General features: G+C 50.4%; 19 protein-coding genes. 16 read left to right on the plus strand and 3 right to left on the minus strand.

The genetic code is table 11. From position 1 onward, the window contains the following. The first annotated feature begins 61 nt into the window (after positions 1 to 61). From rnc to rplS, 10 genes are all read left to right on the plus strand, one after another. Entirely contained in the window at positions 62 to 829 is a 768-nt protein-coding gene (rnc, locus tag WN59_RS00100; RefSeq protein WP_052747199.1) for a ribonuclease III, read from the plus strand. After that, a complete protein-coding gene (gene smc, locus WN59_RS00105; protein ID WP_046510778.1) occupies positions 829 to 4,383 on the plus strand; it encodes a chromosome segregation protein SMC in 3,555 nt (1,184 codons plus the stop codon). Before rnc ends, smc begins: the two co-directional genes overlap by 1 nt. Further along, entirely contained in the window at positions 4,380 to 5,489 is a 1,110-nt protein-coding gene (gene ftsY, locus WN59_RS00110) for a signal recognition particle-docking protein FtsY (protein ID WP_046510779.1), read from the plus strand. The genes smc and ftsY overlap by 4 nt, the downstream gene beginning before the upstream one ends. Then, a complete protein-coding gene (locus tag WN59_RS00115; RefSeq protein ID WP_046510782.1) occupies positions 5,489 to 5,824 on the plus strand; it encodes a putative DNA-binding protein in 336 nt (111 codons plus the stop codon). The genes ftsY and WN59_RS00115 overlap by 1 nt, the downstream gene beginning before the upstream one ends. An 11-nt stretch (positions 5,825 to 5,835) precedes the next feature. After that, on the plus strand, positions 5,836 to 7,182 hold the full coding sequence (gene ffh / locus WN59_RS00120; protein WP_046510785.1) for a signal recognition particle protein: 1,347 nt from the start codon (positions 5,836 to 5,838) through the stop codon (positions 7,180 to 7,182). Positions 7,183 to 7,281: 99 nt separating this feature from the next. Then, the gene (gene rpsP / locus WN59_RS00125) at positions 7,282 to 7,557 is read left to right on the plus strand and encodes a 30S ribosomal protein S16 (RefSeq protein ID WP_046510788.1); all 276 of its coding nucleotides are present in this window, start codon (positions 7,282 to 7,284) and stop codon (positions 7,555 to 7,557) included. Between the two features lie 6 nt (positions 7,558 to 7,563). Next, positions 7,564 to 7,791 (plus strand): KH domain-containing protein, encoded by a 228-nt coding sequence (locus WN59_RS00130; protein ID WP_046510790.1) that lies wholly within the window; start codon positions 7,564 to 7,566, stop codon positions 7,789 to 7,791. Positions 7,792 to 7,851: 60 nt separating this feature from the next. Further along, the gene (rimM, locus tag WN59_RS00135) at positions 7,852 to 8,346 is read left to right on the plus strand and encodes a ribosome maturation factor RimM (protein WP_046510793.1); all 495 of its coding nucleotides are present in this window, start codon (positions 7,852 to 7,854) and stop codon (positions 8,344 to 8,346) included. Then, the gene (gene trmD, locus WN59_RS00140) at positions 8,343 to 9,011 is read left to right on the plus strand and encodes a tRNA (guanosine(37)-N1)-methyltransferase TrmD (RefSeq protein WP_046510796.1); all 669 of its coding nucleotides are present in this window, start codon (positions 8,343 to 8,345) and stop codon (positions 9,009 to 9,011) included. The genes rimM and trmD overlap by 4 nt, the downstream gene beginning before the upstream one ends. 140 nt (positions 9,012 to 9,151) lie before the next feature. After that, positions 9,152 to 9,499 (plus strand): 50S ribosomal protein L19, encoded by a 348-nt coding sequence (gene rplS / locus WN59_RS00145; RefSeq protein WP_046510799.1) that lies wholly within the window; start codon positions 9,152 to 9,154, stop codon positions 9,497 to 9,499. A gap of 155 nt (positions 9,500 to 9,654) precedes the next feature. Here the strand turns inward: rplS and WN59_RS00150 are convergent, their stop codons facing one another. Genes WN59_RS00150 through WN59_RS00160 form a run of 3 tightly spaced genes read right to left on the minus strand, consistent with a single transcriptional unit; the run spans position 9,655 to position 13,623 of the window. Next, a complete protein-coding gene (locus tag WN59_RS00150; RefSeq protein WP_046510803.1) occupies positions 9,655 to 12,300 on the minus strand; it encodes a YfhO family protein in 2,646 nt (881 codons plus the stop codon). 2 nt (positions 12,301 to 12,302) lie between these two features. Beyond that, positions 12,303 to 12,689 (minus strand): GtrA family protein, encoded by a 387-nt coding sequence (locus WN59_RS00155; protein ID WP_046510806.1) that lies wholly within the window; start codon positions 12,687 to 12,689, stop codon positions 12,303 to 12,305. Next, positions 12,676 to 13,623 carry a glycosyltransferase family 2 protein gene (locus tag WN59_RS00160; protein ID WP_046510808.1) on the minus strand — a complete coding sequence of 316 codons (948 nt, stop codon included), beginning with the start codon at positions 13,621 to 13,623 and terminating at the stop codon, positions 12,676 to 12,678. Before WN59_RS00160 ends, WN59_RS00155 begins: the two co-directional genes overlap by 14 nt. A gap of 90 nt (positions 13,624 to 13,713) precedes the next feature. Between WN59_RS00160 and ylqF the strand changes: the two genes are divergently transcribed. The 6 genes from ylqF to topA all read left to right on the plus strand — a co-directional run bounded on the left by ylqF (position 13,714) and on the right by topA (position 20,638). After that, positions 13,714 to 14,565, plus strand: coding sequence for a ribosome biogenesis GTPase YlqF (gene ylqF, locus WN59_RS00165; RefSeq protein WP_046510812.1), 852 nt, complete (start codon positions 13,714 to 13,716; stop codon positions 14,563 to 14,565). Continuing rightward, on the plus strand, positions 14,566 to 15,330 hold the full coding sequence (locus tag WN59_RS00170; protein WP_046510814.1) for a ribonuclease HII: 765 nt from the start codon (positions 14,566 to 14,568) through the stop codon (positions 15,328 to 15,330). It begins immediately after the preceding gene. A gap of 81 nt (positions 15,331 to 15,411) precedes the next feature. Next, positions 15,412 to 16,581, plus strand: coding sequence for an ADP-forming succinate--CoA ligase subunit beta (gene sucC / locus WN59_RS00175; protein ID WP_017548526.1), 1,170 nt, complete (start codon positions 15,412 to 15,414; stop codon positions 16,579 to 16,581). Positions 16,582 to 16,598: 17 nt separating this feature from the next. After that, positions 16,599 to 17,507, plus strand: a complete 909-nt coding sequence (gene sucD, locus WN59_RS00180; protein WP_046510817.1) for a succinate--CoA ligase subunit alpha — start codon at positions 16,599 to 16,601, stop codon at positions 17,505 to 17,507. Positions 17,508 to 17,665: 158 nt separating this feature from the next. Next, complete coding sequence (dprA, locus tag WN59_RS00185) at positions 17,666 to 18,502, plus strand: DNA-processing protein DprA (protein ID WP_046510820.1); 837 nt, start codon at positions 17,666 to 17,668, stop codon at positions 18,500 to 18,502. A 69-nt stretch (positions 18,503 to 18,571) separates the two neighbouring features. Beyond that, a complete protein-coding gene (gene topA / locus WN59_RS00190; RefSeq protein WP_046510821.1) occupies positions 18,572 to 20,638 on the plus strand; it encodes a type I DNA topoisomerase in 2,067 nt (688 codons plus the stop codon). Positions 20,639 to 20,808 lie beyond the last annotated feature (170 nt).

Here is a 20,808-nt window from a genome sequence, read left to right on the forward strand (position 1 = left end):
TTGTGTGAAAACTTTTATTAAACGGTATATTCATTTAGAATAAGATGATGGAGTGAGCGTTATGGAATTTAAGGAAATAGAAAGTATAATTGAAAAAGATGATCATGCCAAAGCCGGGCTTGCGTCCTTCCGCGGCGAACTGACGGGTTTTCTTGAACGTACGGATCTTGTGGTCGGTGATGAGGCACTCTATATGCAGGCCTTCATGCACAGCTCATATATAAACGATCTGCAGCTCAATAAAATCCATAATAACGAGAGACTGGAATTTCTCGGCGATGCAGTACTAGAATTGATGGTTTCAGACTATATATACAACAGGTTCAGCGAATTGCCGGAAGGCGATCTGACAAAGCTGAGAGCCAACATCGTGTGTGAACCCTCACTTGTAGTATTCGCCTCCAAACTGCGCATGGAGCCGCTCATCATGCTCGGCCGCGGAGAGGAAAAGACAGGCGGCAGGAAACGGCCTTCCATAATATCCGATACTTTCGAGGCGTTTCTCGGTGCGCTCTATCTGGATCAGGGAAGCGCGGCTGTATGGATGTTCCTCGAGAAGTTCGTCTTCCCCGAGGTGAAGGATGCGAAGTATAATGCAGTAGTCGATTACAAGACGGCGCTGCAGGAGCATATGCACAGAAATCACCGCCAAGCGGTGGAATACAGGCTCATGGAGTCGACGGGTCCGAGCCATGACAAGACATTTGTCACAGGCGTCTATATGGAGGACAGGCTGATTGGAAAAGGCTTCGGGCGCTCCAAAAAGGAATCCGAACAGCGTGCTGCCGAACAGGCATTGAGTGAAACGAATGGCGGGGAGAATCACTGATGGTATATTTGAAAGCGATAGAAGCCCACGGCTTCAAATCATTTGCGGATAAAGTGGATATCAAATTCGATTCGGGTGTGACGGCAGTCGTCGGCCCGAACGGCAGCGGCAAAAGCAACATCACGGATGCGATCCGCTGGGTGCTCGGCGAACAGTCGGCCCGGACGATACGGGGTGTGAAGATGGAGGATGTCATCTTCAACGGCACATCCGGCAGGAAGGCCATGAACTATGCGCAGGTGGGCCTCGTGCTGGACAACAGATCCCGCAAACTGGCAATAGATGCGGATAAGGTGACCATCACACGAAAACTGTACAGGAACGGTGACAGTGAGTACTATATCAATGAGGACAAATGCAGGCTGAAGGAAATCAACGAGCTTTTCCTCGATTCCGGCCTCGGGAAAAATGCCTATAACATCATTTCCCAGGGGGAGGTCGATGAAGTGCTGAAGGCGCGGCCGGAACAGCGCAGGAACCTGATCGAAGAGACGGCGGGCGTGATGAAATACAAACTGAGGAAGAAAGAGTCCGAAAAGCGGCTCGAAGACACCGCGCAGAATCTGAGCAGGGTGAATGATATCATACAGGAGCTTGAATCCCGCGTGACGCGGCTCGAGCGGGAGAGTGCGGTTGCCGAAGAGTACCTGGCGCTCAAAGAAGAGATGAGCCGCAGCGATATCGAAGTGACCGTCTACGACATCAATGCCCTCGCAACCCTCCTCCATAAAGAGGAGGCAGCTTATCACGCAACAGAGAAGAAAGCTTCGGAATGCCGTCATGCACAAGAAGAGATGAACCGGAAAATGTCGGAGCTCCAGGGCGCGCGTGACAAATATGACAGTGAAAACAAAGAACTGAACAGCCGGCTCGTTGAACTGTCCAAACGGCTTGAGAATACCAGCGGGCGGATCGATCTATACAAAGAACGCAAAAACAACAAAGGACAGCTGGTGGAAGAACTCAAGGTGCGTCTCTCTGAACAAAATTCGAGGGTCGAATCCCTCGATGCCCAAAAGGCTGAGGCTGACGGTACAGCCGAATTCCTGGACGCGCGTGCATCGGAACTTAAAAAGTCCCTGAGAGAGTCAAAGGAGCAGCAGCGCTATCTTACAGAGGATCAGGGCGATGAAATTGAAAAACTCAAGGACAGCTATTATGATCTGATGGTTGAGAAGACGACGCTCGAGAACGAACGGCGCCGGGAAGAGACGGAACAGTCCCGTCTCGACGGCAGTCTGCGGCAGAAAGAGGAGCGTCTCGCAACACTCAGGCAGGATTACGAAAAAGAGGCGGCGGAACACGGTGGCCTGGTTGAGGAGAAAGAGAAGACCGGTGCAGAGCTTGCTGAGGCACGGGAGAGATACCTTGCTGAAAAGAAGGCACTCACAGAGCTCAACCGGAAATACGATGAAGAGCAGGAAAAGCTGCACAAGGCAAACCGTTTCATCGAGCAGCAGGCTTCAAAGCTTGAAATGCTCAAAAACTTGCAGAATGAATACCGCGGCTACTATCCGGGTGTCCGTGCGATCCTGAAAAATCGAGACAGGGTCGGCGGTGTGCGCGGCTCGGTCGGTGAACTGATCTCGACCGAGAACAGGTATATGACGGCGCTTGATACTGCACTGGGCGCCCAGGCGCAGAACATCATCATGGCCAGTGAACAGGACGCCAAAAAGGCAATCAGCTATCTCAAGGAGAAAAAGAGCGGCTTTGCCACATTCCTGCCGATGGATGTCATCCGCCCGAGATCACTTTCCGGAGAGATACGCCGGCAGGTTGAAAACTCGCATATAGAGGCCCGGGTGCTTGCCGACATCGCGGTTGCAGATCATGACCTCAGCGATATCGTCCATCATCTGCTGGGGACGACGGTTGTTACAGGAAACATAGACGATGCAGGGGCCCTTGCACGCCATATCAACCACCGTGCGCGCATCGTCACCATGGACGGCGAGACGATCATGCCCGGCGGCGCGATGAGCGGCGGCTCGAAGAATACAAAAAGTTCCATCATCGAGAGCCAGAGGGAAATGGCGGAAACAAAAGAGAAACTTGCGGAATACAAAGGCAAACTCGAGCGCATGAAAACAATCGTCAGTGACCTCGGCGAGGAAGTCTCCGTACAGATGGAAAAACTGTCGAAACAGGAGAGTACAGGCGAAAAGCTTGCCGAAAGGCACGAGGAAGCGGAATCCGCCGCAGACAGGCTGGGCTATCAGCTCGAGGCGAAAGCGGAGACCATGGCGGTGCTTGAAGATGAACTGAAATCACTCGGCCGCACGGAGGAAGTGCGTGATTACGCCGGTCTTATCAAAGAGGCGGAGGAGAAGCTCGCCGGACTCGACGAACGCATCCGCCTGATGAGCGCATCCGACAAGGAGAAAAAGGAGAAGCTCGCTGCCCTCACTGATGAAGCACACGCTGCTGAACGCGAGTATACAGCAGTCAAAGAGCGCACCAGCCACAACAGCGCTGAGCAGGAAAGGATCGCCTCAGAGCTTGAAGCGGCGCGTGAGGCCGTCAGGGAAACAGAAGCGCAGCAGCAGATGGTCTCTGAAGACCTTGAAGGCATGGATATTGACGCCCTGGAGAAGGAGAAGCGGGAACTCTCCATAGAGGTGGAAAAACTGTATGAGAAGACGGAGGCCATGTCCGGCCGCCAGCATGAAATCAGGATGGAATACAACGCAATCACGGAAAAGCGTGACCGGATTTCCAAAGAGCTTGAAGAATGTCAGGAAATATTACGCAATCATACAGGCAAAAAAGAGAAGCTGGATGTTAAAATGGAACAGAAGATCGAATATCTTTCCGAAAACTACCGGCTCACCTATGAAAGAGCGAAAGAGGAGTATGATGATTTCTCGGATATCGATCAGAAACGCATGCAGATTTCACTCAATAAGAAAAGCATCGAGGAACTCGGCCCCGTGAACCTGGGGGCCATCGAGGAATTCGAGCGTGTCAATGAACGCTACAGCTTCCTGAAGGCCCAGGAGGCCGATCTGCTGGAAGCGCGTTCGACACTGCTTGAAGTGATCAGTGAAATGGACGGGGAAGTCGCAGTCAGATTCAGGGAGGCTTTCCGGCAGGTGAACGAACACTTCGGCGAAGTGTTCAGGGAGATGTTCGGCGGCGGACAGGCGGAGCTGAGACTCACGGTTGAAGATGACTATCTGGAATCCGGCGTGGAGATCTACGCCCAGCCGCCCGGCAAGAAGCTGTCATCGCTGTCGCTGCTCTCAGGAGGCGAACGTGCGCTGACTGCAATCAGCCTGCTGTTCAGCATATTGAAAGTGCGCGTAAGCCCATTCATCATCCTGGATGAGGTGGAAGCGGCACTGGATGAATCCAACGTGTTGCGTTATGCGAAATATTTGAAACAGCTTGCGGAAAATACACAGTTCATCGTCATCACCCACAGAAAAGGTACAATGGAAGAGAGTGACCGGCTGTTCGGCGTGACGATGCAGGAGCGCGGTGTCAGCCAGCTCATAAGTGTTGACCTTAAGAACTACGAAGAAAAAGTGAGAGAGGAAGAGACGGTGTGAGCTTTCTTAAACGATTGAAAGACAGATTCCAGCCGAACAAGGAGAAAGAGGCTGCTGAAAAGTCGGCGGAGGAGCAGAATGAGAAACTCGATGACGGCCTGATCAGCATCGAGGAATTCGAGGAATGGGAACAGGAACAGATCGGCTATAAATTCAAAGCCGGTCTCGAAAAGAGCCGTGAGAAATTCCAGAATGAAATCAATGAACTGATGGCGCGCTACCGCACGGTGGACGAGGATTTCTTCGAAGCTTTGGAGGAAGTTCTGATCGGGGCCGATGTCGGATTCAATACTGTGATGGAACTGACGGATGAACTGCGCCATGTGGCGAAAGTTGAGAACATCACTGAAACCCGTGACCTCAAGGAGACGATTGTTGAAAAGATGGTCGAAATCTATGAGCGCAATGACGACCTTCCCGAGACCGTCAATATCCAGGAGGATGGCCTGACTGTCATTCTCGTCGTCGGCGTGAACGGCGTCGGCAAGACGACAAGCATCGGCAAGCTCGCCTACAAATACAAGCAGGAAGGCAAAAATGTCATGCTTGCCGCCGGCGATACTTTCCGTGCCGGGGCGATCAACCAGCTCAAAGTGTGGGGGGAACGCGTGGATGTGGACGTCATCAGCCAGTCGGAGGGCAGCGACCCGGCAGCAGTCATGTTCGATGCCATCAATGCTGCAAAAAAACGCGGTACGGATGTGCTGATCTGTGATACCGCAGGACGGCTGCAGAACAAGGGCAACCTGATGAACGAACTTTCCAAGATGAAAAACGTCATCCAGAAAACCGTGCCCGACGCACCGCATGAATCGCTGCTTGTACTGGATGCCACAACCGGACAGAATGCCCTGAGCCAGGCCAAAGCTTTCAAGGAAGTGACGGATGTATCCGGAATTGTCCTGACAAAGCTCGACGGCACCGCAAAAGGCGGCATCGTGCTTGCCATCAGAAATGAGCTCGGCATTCCTGTCAAATTCGTCGGACTCGGCGAACAGCTGGATGATCTGCAGGAATTCAATGCAGAGAACTATGTTTACGGACTGTTTGCTGATATGATATCAAATGCAGAGGAACTGGATGATACAGGCGGGGATGATGTATAATGACGGAAGAACTCGAACGCACGATGCGGATGAATCATCTTTATGACTTCTACAATTCCCTGCTTACGGATAAGCAGAGAAGGTACATCGAACTTTATTATCTGGAGGATTTTGCTTTCAGTGAAATTGCGGAAGAACTTGATGTCACACGCCAGGCGGTCTATGACAACCTGAAGCGCTCGAAGGACCTTCTGGAGCATTATGAGGAAAACCTCGGGATGTACAGAAATTTCGAATCAAGGCACACACTTATAAATCAGCTTAAAAATAAACTGGAAGAATCGACGGACTCTGAAACGAGGGAGATTCTGGACCGGTTGGAAGCATTGGATTAGGAGGAAGAAATATGGCTTTTGAAGGATTGGGAGAACGTCTCCAGGCCACGATGGACCGCATCAAGAGCAAAGGCAAGGTGTCCGAGTCGGACATCAAGGTCATGATGCGCGAAGTGCGCCTCGCCCTGCTCGAAGCGGACGTCAATTTCAAAGTGGTCAAGCAGTTTATCAATCAGGTGAAAGAACGTGCGCTCGGTTCTGACGTCATGCAGTCACTGACACCGGGCCAGCAGGTCATCAAGATTGTAAGAGAGGAACTGACCGACCTGATGGGCGGAGACAACCAGAAGATCAACCTCAGTCAGAAACCGCCGACTGTCATCATGATGGTCGGCCTGCAGGGTGCCGGTAAGACGACCACTGCAGGCAAGCTCGCGCTTCACCTGAGGAAGAATTTCAACAAGAAACCGCTGCTCGTGGCGGGCGACATATACCGTCCGGCGGCAATCGACCAGCTCGAGACGGTCGGCAGGCAGATCGATGTCCCGGTGTTCGCCCTCGGGGACAAGGTGAAGCCCCAGCAGATCGTCACCGAGGCGCTGGATCATGCCAGGGCAGAGCATCTGGATACGGTCATCATCGATACGGCCGGCCGGCTGCATATCGATGAGGGCCTGATGAATGAGCTCAAGGATATCAAGGAGATCGCGACACCTGACGAAATCATGCTGGTCGTCGATTCCATGACCGGTCAGGATGCCGTCAATGTTGCAGAGTCATTCAATGATCTGCTTGATATCACGGGTGTGACACTGACGAAACTTGACGGGGATACACGCGGCGGTGCGGCCCTGTCCATCCGTTCGGTGACCGGCAAGCCGATCAAGTTCGCGGGTATGTCCGAGAAGATGGACGGCCTTGAAACTTTCCATCCGGACCGTATGGCCCAGAGGATACTCGGCATGGGCGATGTGCTGTCCATCATCGAAAAAGCGCAGGCGACCGTGGATGAAGATGAGCAGAAAGTGCTTCAGCAGAAGATCAAGGATCAGAGCTTCACCCTGGATGATTTCCTGGAACAGATGGACCAGGTCAAGAATCTCGGGCCGCTTGATGAACTGCTCAAGATGATGCCGGGGGCAAACAAGATCAAAGGCCTCGACAAGATGCAGATGAGCGGCAATGAGATTGATCATGTGCAGGCCATCATCCGCTCCATGACGATGGATGAGCGCGAAAATCCGTCGAAGATCAACGCGAGCCGCAAAAAGCGCATCGCCCGCGGTTCCGGACGGACACTACAGGAAGTGAACCGGCTGCTCAAACAATTCAATGAAATGAAGAAGATGATGAAGCAGATGACAAGCCAGAAGGGCAGGAAAAAGAATCCTTTCGGCAACATGGGGCTGCCATTTTAAAATTCCAAAACCCGTAAAGAGAAAAGTCTTTACAGGGTTTTGTTTTTCTGTTATAGTTATAAAAGTGAAATTGAGATATAGAAAGGAGTCAACATACCAATGGCAGTTAAACTTAGACTGACACGCATGGGTTCCAAAAGAAATCCTTACTACCGTATCGTAGTCGCTGATTCCCGCAGCCCGAGAGACGGCCGCATCATCGAACAGATCGGAAGCTACAACCCGGTGTCCAAAGAAGAAGAAAACGTAACGCTTGATGAAGACAAAGCGCTTGAATGGCTGCAGAATGGTGCGAAGCCAAGTGATACAGTTCGCAACATCCTCAGCAATAAAGGTGTAATGGAACGTTACCACAACGCGAAACTCGGGAAGTAATCCCATATGAAACAATTACTTCAAACAATTCTTGAACCGATGCTGGAACATCCCGAGGCGCTGAAGATCGAGAGTGAGGAGACGGAATATAACGTATCCTATAAGATTGAAGTCCATGAGGACGATGTGGGCCGTGTGATCGGCAGGCGCGGACGTGTCATAAAAGCGGTGCGTACCATCGTGTCGGGCGCGAACCACGGCAGTTCAAAGAAAGTGTTTGTTGATGTAGATTAGGCACACCGCTTGGTGTGCCTTTTTTATTCATGACGAATAAATGATGAAGAGGTGCAGCTGATGAAGATTAATATCGGACGACTGGTGAACTTCCACGGCGTGCAGGGTGAAGTCAAGGTTCTGAGCGATTCCGACTTCACAGAAGAACGCTTTGCCCCGGGAAGTGAAGTGGAGATAAAAGACGGGAATTACGTCATAGACAGCCACCGGACACACAAGAACTTCCATATGCTGAAGTTCCGCGGTGTGACGAACCTGGACCAGGTCGAGCATCTGAAGGGCGCCGATCTGATGCAGGAGGACGACGCCGTTGAAATCGAACTCGCGGAAAATGAATTTCATTACCAGGAGATCATCGGGCTTGATGTGATGATTGAAGGGACACTTGAAAAAATAGGACAGGTGACTGATATTTTCGAAACGGGGGCGAATGATGTCTGGGTGGTCAGAGGCGGCCGTGAATACATGATCCCGTATATCGAAGATGTCGTAAAGGAAGTCGATCTGGAGAATTCACGGATCATCATCTCGCCGATGGAGGGAATGCTCGAATGAATATCCACTACCTGACACTGTTTCCGGAAATGTACGAAGGAGTGCTGAACACTTCCATATTGAAGCGCGCGAAGGAAAAAGGCATCGTCGATTACAATCTCATCAACTTCCGGGACTATTCCGAGAGCAAGCACAACAAGGTGGATGACTATCCGTACGGCGGCGGGGCAGGCATGGTCTTGAAACCCGAACCCGTCTTCAATGCCATGGATGCACTCGACCTTGCCAATCCGCGCGTCATACTGATGTGTCCGCAGGGACAGCCGTTCGATCAGAAAATGGCAGAATCCCTGAGCGGGGAAGACGACATCGTATTCATATGCGGCCACTACGAAGGCTATGATGAGCGCATCCGCACGCTTGTCACCGATGAAGTATCCATCGGTGACTACGTCCTGACCGGCGGTGAGCTCGCCAGCATGACGATGACGGATGCCGTCGTACGGCTGATTCCCGGCGTCCTGAGCCGCGAAGAGAGCCACCAGGAGGATTCATTCTCAACGGGTATGCTCGAACATCCGCACTATACCCGCCCCCGCGAGTACCGCGGGATGGAAGTGCCCGACGTGCTCCTGAACGGCAACCATAAACTGATAGAGGAATGGCGTCATGAACAGAGCCTCCTGCGCACGCGGGAGCGGCGTCCGGACCTTTTGGACGACTAGAATATATACGCATGATTTATGGGAAAGCCGTTGAAAGCATGAAATAATTATGGTAATATTATACGAGTGTCTGAGTACACACATACACAACAATCCGCTGCTATGACGGGCAAGATGGTTGGAAGAAGGAGAAGATAATCATGTCACAGGAACTAATCAATGAGCTGACAAAAGATCAGCTGAAAACAGATCTGCCGCAATTCAAACCAGGCGACACAGTACGTGTCCACGTACGTATCGTCGAAGGAAGCCGTGAGCGTATCCAGGTCTTCGAAGGTGTTGTAATCAAACGCCGTGGCGGAGGCATTTCCGAAACATTCACAGTGCGTAAAATTTCCTACGGTGTAGGAGTCGAGCGTACATTCCCTGTACACACGCCGAAAATCGAGAAACTTGAAGTTACTCGCCGCGGCCGCGTACGTCGTGCGAAACTTTACTACCTGCGCAGCCTGCGTGGTAAAGCAGCACGTATCAGAGAACTCCGCTAATAGTCCGGAGAAGCAAAGCCCCTGCATCCCGTTTGGAGGATGCAGGGGCTTTTTTATATCCATATCGATGGTTTTTATCCACTGGTGGGGGGTGTTGCCTGTCACCGATCCGGAAACGAGGATAAGAGAAACGCCCACATGCAAAAGGCACGGAATCATCTGCGATTCCGTGCCTTTCCTGTTTCTATAAATCTGCGTAAGGATTTCTGCATTCCGAACAGGTCCGCATAGATGAATGCGCCAAGGAGTGAGACTGCTGAAATGATCAATGTAACCCAGTAATAGGGCGGGGTATAGCTTATTCTGATGGATGTGTCGCCCGGTCCGACTTCGAATCCAGTCATGAGGTAGTTGGCCCGGAAGGCGCCGAGGTCGCCGCTGCTGTTGCCGGTGACTGTTATGCCGTCCCTGTACATGATGGGGACGACGGCAAGACCCGGATGTTCTTCATCGAGCGCGATTTCGTACGAATTCGGGTGTTCGGTGACTTCATAGGACACGTCACTTTCACGGCTGGCTTCCTCCAGCCTGCTGTAGTCTTCTATATAGATGCCCTCAAAATCGACTTCGTATTTTCCGGATGACAGCTGGATCGGTATGGTGCGATCGAATTCTGCCCGGTAGAGCAGATCGTCTGCATATGTCCTGTACTTGCTGGTCGCGAACAGCCGGTCGTTCTGATAGCCGTCGACATCGACGGTGAACCTTTTCACCGGATCGACGAGCTCGATGTGCAGCTCGATGTATACATCCGCCCCGTCCGCCGGAACGCCGGTCAACCCGCTGAAATCGAGGCGCAGCCCGCCGCCGTCGTCATGGACTTCGAGTGTTTGCCCGTCGTAGTCGGCATTGAATGCTTCCATGCCGACTTCATCCAGTACATTTTCAGGGGCGGCCATCACGCTGTTTGACGGATGGGCGTCAGTGACCACGCCCTCAAGCATCGCATGCTCGCGCTGCAGCGGTGTTGTGAGGGCGTCCGGATCGTAGATCCTGTCACTGAACCGGATGAAGTCAAGCGGCAGCGTGTTTTCATGGATGGTGTACGTACCGTCCGTCAGAATCGGGCGGAAGCGGGCAGTGGTCAGGACGGCATCCCCCTTTCGCATCAGGTAATCCGTGCTGAACAGGGAATAGAGATTGTTCCTCGACTGGAATGAGGCATAGCGGCTGATGGATTCATGCGGGAAGTTCACTTTAAGGTCGTTGTAGTAGAAATCGATGATTTCCCCGTTGATGATGCTCGAGTACATGCTGGTGCCGCTGAAACCCATGTACATCGGTGTGTTGTCCTGCTCCCTCACCCGGTAGTCTATTTTCTGCTCCGGTTCTTTCATTTCCTTGATATGGTCTATGTTGTACTGCTGCAGCTCACTTCTGTAGTGGTTGCTGTTGATGTAGAAAAGGTGGTTCCTGTCGGTGATGCCTGGGTGATAGATCTCCTCATTTGTATGGGAGGCGCTGACTGTTCCTGTGAAAATGATTACTAGTGCAGCGAGTGCCACGGTGAAGGTTCTGCGCTCTTTATCCGCCGCCACGACCGCGAGCCCCACAAACTGGACCAGTGGTACCAGCCACAGCCAGACGACCATTTCGTCAGCAATCCAGACCGACAACCCGAGCAGGATATAGACGGGCACCATGCTCAGTGCATATGTTTTCAAAGGCACATGCCGGAGATTGGAAAGATATTGCGCAATCAGCACCCCGTGGAAGAACACAAGCATGTAATGCCAGCGTTTTTGCGGCTGCTGGAAGCCGTTGAAGAATGTATCCACGTAGGGGGAGACAGTAAATATCATGAACACGATGGTCAGTACGGCGAACAGCTTGTAGTAGTAATTCCTGTAGAGGACCGGCGTGAACAGTGCCTGAACGGCCAGGAACAGTATGATGACCAGGTAATTTTCGTAGAATATGTTATCCTGCGGTCCGAGCTCGGCGATGAACGGCACTTCCACCATGTATTCCCTGGAGTCGTTGTTCAGGAACCCGCGGACGGCATGGAAGAATGCTACTGTGGATATGCCGAAGCCGATGATGGCCGAAGGGATGGATAATTTCAGCACGCGCCCCGCCCCAAGATCCCCTTCACGCCGTGCACACAGCCTGATCACCAGATAGACGACCGAGATGATCAGCTGGAAGTACGCGAAGTAGAAATTGTTGATGAGCGTGAGTGCAACGGCAAACACGAAGAGTGCCGGCCGGCCTTTTCTGATGAGTATTTCAAGTGCCAGAAATGTCAGCGGCAGCCAGATGAAGACATCACTGAAGAACGACCAGAAAATGGTGAACCTGAAATAGGTCGGTGAAGCTGCGAATATGAATCCGCCAAGCACTGCGTATACCGGTCTGACGCCGATGATCTTCAGGAATTTATATGTGAAGAAGATGATGGCGAATGTCTTCAGAACGGATATGAAAAAGCCGTTGAATGCCCAGAATTCGATGTTTCCGGTATCGTAGCCGAATAAAAATTCACCGATCCTGACAAAGATGATGTTGATGTGATAGATGACATTCGTCGAATAATAATAGGCGAGATCCGTATAGAAATCCCCGCCGAGTCCGAAATCCATATCAAAAAACAGTGTGCCCTCTTTGAACTTTTCATAGAGATAGAGCTGCATCGGCAGCATCTGCTCCAGTCCGTCATTGGCGCCTGTCATGAATATCTTCTGTTTTTCATCATCCGGTGCGATCAGACGCCAGAGTACGTATGCATGGGACAGTAATGCCAAAAAGGCGATGAGCATCAGATACCGGAAACGTTTTGCGAGCAGGATCAACTTCTCCATTTTCATACCTCTTTATCCTTGAGCACCCACCGGGTAATTGTATATGTAATTGGCACAGTGACAATCAGAACAGGCAGGGGTGCGATGATTTCATTCCAGCCGAACGTATCGACGAATATATACAGAAGCAGTGTCTGCATGCCCATGTTGACCACCTGGGTGAGCGGGAATTTCAAAAATCGTGACCAGGTCGGACGCACCCTGTAGACAAAATGGCAATTCAGGAAGAACGAAATGACAAATGCCGTCAAAAAGCCTGTGACATGGGACAGAAGATAGGGCAGCCCGGACCAGAGCAGCAACGTATAGATTACATAATAATTGACGGTGTTGAGCAGCCCCGTCAGGATGAACCGCACGAATTCACAGCTGTCCTCATTTCGTCTCATGCAAATCGTCCTTTTCCAAGGGCTCGGAATCCGACTCTTCAGTGATGATGAAATTCGGCCTGTTCTTGGTTTCTATATATATCCTGCCGACATATTCACCGATGATGCCGAGTGAGAAAAGCTGTACGCTGCCGAGCAGGAGCAGACTGGCGATGATGGTGAAATACCCGGGTTCATCCACACCGTATATCAGTATATTGACGAAGATGTAGAGGATATAGGCTAGTGATATGAGAAGTACCACAAGCCCGAGATGGAAACAGATGCGGAGCGGCCGGTGATTGTAGGCGCTGATGCCGTCCACCGCATAATCGAAAAGCTTGAAAGGATTGAATCCCGATTTTCCATTCGTGCGTCCCACATGGTTGAATTCTACGACTTTCTTGCCGAACCCGACCCATTCGAAGATGCCTTTTGAGAAGCGGTTATTTTCACTGAGCAGCAGGATGGCATCGACCACTTTGCGTGAGATGAGGCGGAAGTCGCCTTCCCCGTCCACAAGACGGACGGTACTCGTACTGTTCATCACTCTGTAGAACAGGTTCGCCGGTATGCGTTTCATGAGCGGTTCTCCGCTCCTGTTCCGTTTGGCGATCACCTGGTCGTATCCCGCCTCGAAATGAGCGTTCATCTCTGCGATCATGGATGGGGGATGCTGGAGGTCGCCGTCCATGATGACAGCCGCTTCTCCGCGCGCTTTCCCGAGTCCTGCGATGATGGCCGATTCCTTGCCGAAATTGCGGGAGAAGGAGATGTACCTGACATGCCGGCTGCCAAGGTTTTTTATCGTCTCCAGTGTATCATCCTCCGAGCCGTCATCGATGAAGATGATTTCATGTTCTTTTCCGATCACGTTCATCACCGCGCGGATTTCATCATGCAGCACGGGGATGTTCCGTGCTTCATTAAGAACAGGAACTATGATTGACAGCATTTCTTCGCCTCCTCAGGATTTATTAAATGATGATTGTATTATATAATATGGAGATGAATTAATGAAACATAAGGAACGAAGGTGAAGGCAATGAGTATAAACTGGTTCCCGGGCCATATGGCCAAGGCGCGCAGGGAAATCGAAGAGAATCTGAAGAAAATCGATGTTGTCATAGAAATACTGGATGCAAGGATTCCGGCTTCCAGCCATAATCCGATGCTCGATGAAGTGACCCGTCACAAGCCCCGGGTGGTCATTCTCAATAAAAAGGACATGGCGGACGAAAGAGCGACGAAATCATGGATTTCAAGGCTTGAGAAGGAAGGGAAGCACCCGGTTGCGATCAACGGCAGGGACAATCAGATCATCCGCAAGATCGAGCCGCTCGCAATCGAAGCGACAGAAGAGATGTTTGAGAAGATGGCTGCCAAAGGGATCAACAGGAGGGCCATCCGCGCGATGATAATCGGCATCCCGAATGTCGGCAAATCGACGGTCATCAATAACATTGCGAAAAAGAAGATCGCACAGACCGGCAACACACCGGGAGTGACAAAGCGCCAGCAGTGGATCAAGGCGGGCACACGCATGGAGCTTCTGGATACGCCGGGCATACTGTGGCCGAAGTTCGAAGACGAGGAAACAGGGAAAAAGCTCTCCCTCACAGGCGCCATCAAAGATACAGTCGTGCCGCTTGATGAAGTGGCGATCTACGGCATGAACTTCCTGCTTGAGCATGACAGGGAGACTTTCAACAGGTTCTACAATGTCGATGCGGATATGGACGCAGACATTGTGGAGATATACGAAGCAATCGGCAGATCGCGGGGGCTTAAAGCCGGCGGGAACGAAATCAACTATGAAGCGGTTACGAACAGGATCATCTATGATATCAGGAATGCCAAAATCGGCAGATATACATTCGACCGGGCGGTGGACTGATTGAAGCCCGTACGTGAAATCACTGCAGAAATCGCCGGTTTCTCTACGCCCCAAGAGATTGAGAACTGCATCTATAAGGAAGATGGCCGGAAAGGTGTGACGGATGCCCTCGACAGGCAGAAGAGACGGATTGAAAAAGAACAGGTGCTCCTTGACAAATATGAAGAGATGCGCCGGTTTGAGCGTGAACTTGAACCGGGCTGCAGCTACATCGCAGGCGTGGACGAAGCAGGACGGGGCCCGATTGCCGGAGAAGTCGTGGCTGCTGCTGTAATACTGCCCGCGGGGTTTTTATTGCCGGGACTGGATGATTCAAAGAAGCTGTCAGCTAAAAAGCGTGAGGCCTTCCGCGAGATCATCATGCGTGAAGCGCATGTCGGTATCGGCATCGCGGATGCCGGTGAAATTGATGCCCTCAATATATACGAGGCTTCAAGGCTTGCGATGCAGAGGGCTGTGGAAAGTCTCACTGTCGGGCCGGACCATCTTCTCGTGGATGCGATGACAATTGATGCGGGAGTGGAGGAGACATCCATCATAAAAGGGGACGCGAACTCCGTGTCCATCGCCGCTGCGAGCGTCATTGCCAAGACGACACGCGACAGGATGATGGCGGAATATGATATGCTGTACCCCGGCTACCATTTTTTGAGTAACAAAGGGTACGGTACGAAGGAACATCTGGCAGGGCTTGAAAAGCTCGGAGCCACGCCGATACACAGGAGGACCTTCGAACCGGTCAAAAGTTTGGTTCTAAAGCATTAATTTAATTTCTTCAGTTTACTTTGATGAAATCCTTTTCTATAATTGAATGGTAAGGTTTAAAAAAGTCTTAGGAGGATGAACATGAATATCCATGAGTATCAAGGGAAAGAAATTTTTCGCTCCATGGGCGTAGCCGTGCCTGAAGGCAGCGTGGCATATACACCTGAGGAAGCAGTGGACGTTGCAAAAACACTTGATTCCGATGTGTATGTTGTAAAAGCTCAGATTCACGCAGGCGGCCGCGGGAAAGCCGGCGGTGTCAAAATTGCCAAGTCCATCGATGAGGTAAGGGAATATGCCAAGGAACTGCTTGGCAAAGTTCTCGTTACACATCAGACAGGTCCTGAAGGCAAGGAAGTCAAAAGGCTCCTGATCGAAGAAGGGTGCGACATCCAGAATGAATTCTACATCGGTTTCGTCATCGACCGTGCAACTGACCGCGTCGTACTGATGGGGTCCGAAGAGGGCGGTACGGAAATCGAGGAAGTAGCTGAAAAAACACCTGAAAAGATCTTCAAGGAAGTCATCGACCCTGTCGTCGGCCTGATGCCGTACCAGGCGAAACGTCTTGCATTCAACATAAATATCCCTAAAGAGTCCGTTAACAAAGCGGCTAAACTCATGCTTTCACTGTACAATGTATTTACAGAGAAAGATTGTGCAATCGTGGAAATCAACCCGCTTGTATCTACCGGTTCGGGAGACGTTCTTGCGCTGGATGCAAAGATCAACTTTGATGAGAACGCACTGTTCCGCAACAAGGATATTGTAGAACTCCGTGACCTCGATGAAGAGGATCCGAAGGAAATCGAGGCGTCAAAATATGACCTTTCATATGTTGCCTTGGATGGAAACATCGGCTGCATGGTGAACGGTGCAGGCCTTGCGATGGCAACTATGGATACAATCAACCACTTCGGCGGAAAACCTGCCAACTTCCTGGATGTAGGGGGCGGCGCAACAACCGAGAAAGTTACTGAAGCATTCAAGATCATCCTCGGTGATGAAGGTGTGAGAGGTATCTTTGTCAATATCTTCGGCGGCATCATGAAGTGCGACGTCATTGCTGAAGGTGTAGTGGAGGCAGTCAAGAATGTCGGTCTCGATATTCCGCTTGTAGTTCGTCTTGAAGGTACGAACGTCGAGAGAGGCAAGGAAATCCTTGATGGTTCCGACTTCGACATCATCCCTGCAAGCACTATGGCGGAAGGCGCTCAAAAAATCATTGAAGCGGTCAACCAAAATAAATAATAACGGAGGAATCTACTGTGGGTGTATTTATCGATAAAGATACGAAAGTACTGGTACAAGGTATAACAGGTTCAACAGCGCTGTTCCATACAAAACAGATGATTGAATACGGCACGAAGATCGTTGCCGGCGTCACTCCAGGCAAAGGCGGCCAGGAAGTGGAAGGCGTACCTGTGTACAATACTGTTGAAGAAGCTAAAGAAGCAACGGGTGCAAACGTCTCTGTAATCTATGTTCCGGCACCGTTCGCAGCAGACGCGATCGTCGAGGCGGCAGATGCAGAGCTTGATATGGCAATCTGTATTACAGAGCACATCCCTGTGCTCGACATGGTCAAAGTGAAACGCTACCTCGAGGACAAGAAGACACGCCTCGTAGGGCCGAACTGTCCGGGTGTAATCACAGCCGATGAGTCCAAGATCGGCATCATGCCTGGATATATCCACAAAAAAGGCCACGTGGGCGTGGTCAGCCGTTCAGGCACGCTGACTTATGAAGCTGTTCACCAGCTGACGGAAGCGGGAATAGGCCAGACGACTGCTGTCGGTATCGGCGGTGACCCTGTCAACGGTACAGACTTCATCGATTCACTCAAAGCTTTCAATGAAGACCCTGAAACTTATGCGGTCGTGATGATCGGTGAAATCGGAGGTACTGCCGAAGAGGAAGCTGCGGAGTGGGTCAAGGAAAATATGACCAAGCCTGTAGTCGGCTTCATCGGCGGTGTGACAGCACCTCCGGGCAAACGCATGGGACATGCCGGCGCCATCATCTCCGGCGGTAAAGGGACTGCTGACGAGAAGATCAAGACCATGAATTCATGCGGCATCGAAACAGCAGATACGCCTTCCGAAATTGGTGAAACGCTGATCGAGCGCATCAAACAGGAAGACGGACTTTATGAAAAATGTCTGACTGTAAAGTAATTGAAATATAAATCATCGATGTGATGATGAAAGAGGAGAATCCCGGCGGATTTCTCCTCTTTTTTACTTTTATTGACAGTAGATGTATCAGAACATTAACATGTGTGCTGTCGTTTTTCTTCTATAATATATGTAAAACATAAAACAGGAGGAAGAAGATGAAGATGCTTTCGATGAGCCTCGCCGGTGTCACTCCACATGAATATGCAGCACTTTTGGGGAAGGACAGAAGGATTGACAGACAGAAACTTGCTGAAAAGTTGAGGTTTGCCGGACAGCTGGACGAGGATTATCTAAAAAGGAACATGAGGGAGAACAATATTTCAGTGATCACCATCGAAGACGGGATCTATCCTGCCGGTCTCAGGGAAATCTATGATCCGCCCTACATAATTTACTGCAGGGGAGATGTCGGATTATTGAATGATCCGCTGCTCGGTGTGGTCGGAAGCAGAAAGGCGACCAGCTACTCAAGGAAAGTGTTATCTGACATTTTACCCCATTTTAAAAATAAAATTTCAATAGTTTCAGGGCTTGCCTACGGTGCAGATGAGATGGCGCATGAAATTTCCATCAATGCCGGGCTCAAAACGATCGGCGTACTGGCTTTCGGTTTCGATTTCCATTACCCCGCAACGACACAAAAAATCAGGGATATAATGGAAAAAGACCATCTGGTCATCAGTGAATACCCCCCTTCTGCAGGTATTGAAAAATGGAAGTTCGTTGCAAGGAACCGCATCATAGCAGGGCTTTCAGAAGGTGTGCTGGTTACGGAGGCCGAGGAGCAAAGCGGGAGCCTTATTACACTGGACATGGCCCTGAATGAAAATAGGCACGCCTACTGCATCCCTGGAAACATCACTTCGAAATTATCAGCCGGGACAAATTCAAGGGTGCGTGAAGGGGCGAAACCCGTCGTGTGCGCGGAGGATATTTTAGAAGATTTTTCCTATGGAATTTCATCTGCATCTGAAAAATTAAAACTTTTATAGTTGACAAACAATTTTGCTTCACTGTATTATTTGGATTTGAAAAGACAAGAAAAAAGGAGGCAGTCGAAAATGGCGGATAATTTGGTTATTGTCGAATCGCCGGCCAAAGCCAAAACCATCGAAAAGTACCTTGGTAAACGATACAAAGTCGTAGCTTCGATGGGGCATGTCCGAGATTTGCCTCGCAGTCAAACGGGGATAGATACAGAAAATAATTACGAGCCTAAATACATTACCATTCGCGGCAAGGGGCCACTTCTCAAAGATTTAAAGAAGGAAGCCAAAAAAGCGAAGAAAATATACCTGGCAAGTGACCCGGACCGCGAAGGTGAAGCCATTGCCTGGCATTTGAGCCATGCGCTTGGTGACGATAAAGATTATTACAGAGTTGTTTTCAACGAAATAACGAAAGATGCAGTCAAAGAGAGTTTCAAACATCCCGGGGAAATCAACCAGCAGCTGGTGGATGCCCAGCAGGCAAGGCGCATACTGGACCGGCTGGTAGGCTACAACATTTCACCTGTATTATGGAAGAAAGTGAAAAAAGGTCTGTCAGCCGGACGTGTGCAGTCTGTTGCACTGAGGCTTGTGATTGACCGTGAAAATGAAATACGGAACTTCAAGCCTGAAGAATACTGGACGATCACAGGACAGTTCAAACACGGACGCAGTTCTTTTGAGGGTAAATTCAACCGTCTTAAAGACGAAAAGATCAAGCTCAAAACAAAAGATGACGTGGATAAAGTGCTCGCACAGCTTGACGGGGATGAATTTAATGTAGATTCTGTCGAGAGGAAAGAGAAGAAAAGATTCCCGGCACAGCCGTTCACGACCTCATCACTGCAGCAGGAAGCGGCACGCAAACTGAACTTCAAAGCACGGAAGACGATGATGATCGCCCAGCAGCTGTATGAGGGGATTGATATCAAGCGTGAAGGCACAGTGGGCCTTATCACATATATGAGAACGGATTCCACAAGGATCTCGCCGGTTGCCCAAAAAGAGGCGACGGATTTCATACAGAAGGAATACGGTGATGAATATGTCGGCCGTAAAAAATCGGCCAAACAGTCCGAATCAAGCCAGGATGCACACGAGGCTGTCCGCCCGACTTCCGCCAACCGTACACCGGCGAATATGAAACAGTATCTTTCCCGTGATCAGTACAGACTCTACAAACTGATATGGGACCGTTTCATAGCGGGCAACATGGCTCCGGCCATACTCGATACCGTCAAGATGGATCTTTCCAATAACGGCGTCATCTTCAGAAGCAATGGACAGACGATCAAGTTCAAAGGGTTCATGCAGATCTATATTGAAGGAAATGACGACGGTGACGAAGACATGAACAACCGTCTTCCGGAAATTGCGGAAAATGAAATTGTCAAAAGTGAAAAAGTTGAACCGAAACAGCATTTCACACAGCCGCCGCCGAGATTTACTGAGGCGAGACTGGTAAAGACACTTGAAGAGCTGGGCATCGGCAGGCCGTCAACCTATGCACCGACCATCGATACGATACAAAAGCGCAATTATGTGAAGATGGACCAGAAGCGTTTCATGCCGACTGAGATCGGGGAGATCGTCAACCAGTCCATGAACGAGTACTTCCCGGACATCATCGATGTCGACTTCACACGGACGATGGAAAAAAGTCTGGACGATATCGCAGAAGGCGATGCATCGTGGGTCAAGGTCATAGATGATTTCTACAAGGATTTCAGTCCGCAGGTGGAACGTGCGGATGAAGAGATGGAGAAAATCGAAATCAAGGATGAGCCGGCGGGCGAGGACTGTGAGAAATGCGGTTCACCGATGGTCTATAAGATGGGCCGCTACGGCAAGTTCATGGCCTGCTCCAACTTCCCCGACTGCAGGAACACAAAAGCCATCGTCAAGACGATCGGGGTCAAATGCCCGAAATGCAAAAACGGTGAAGTGGTTGAGAGGAAATCCAAAAAGAACCGTATCTTCTACGGATGCGACCAGTATCCTGAGTGCGACTTCATTTCGTGGGACCGTCCGATCGGCAGGAACTGTCCGAAATGCGACCATTATCTGGTGGAGACGAAAAAAGGCAAAAAAGCAAAAGTCAAATGTACTAACTGTGATTACGAAGAAAAAGCCGAGTAAATTGAAATACCCATATGCAGATATGGGTATTTTTTGCTTGTGCAAAAAATGTTTTAATAATATTCATTAAATTTTGTGCATTTTTGCCGTGGATAGTTTACAATATATGATTGGGAACTGGAGGACGGCGTCAAAAGCACGCATTCAAATGCGAACCTCTTATCATTTGT

This window comes from Salinicoccus sediminis (assembly GCF_000986795.1).
Classification (GTDB): Bacteria; Bacillota; Bacilli; order Staphylococcales; family Salinicoccaceae; genus Salinicoccus; species Salinicoccus sediminis.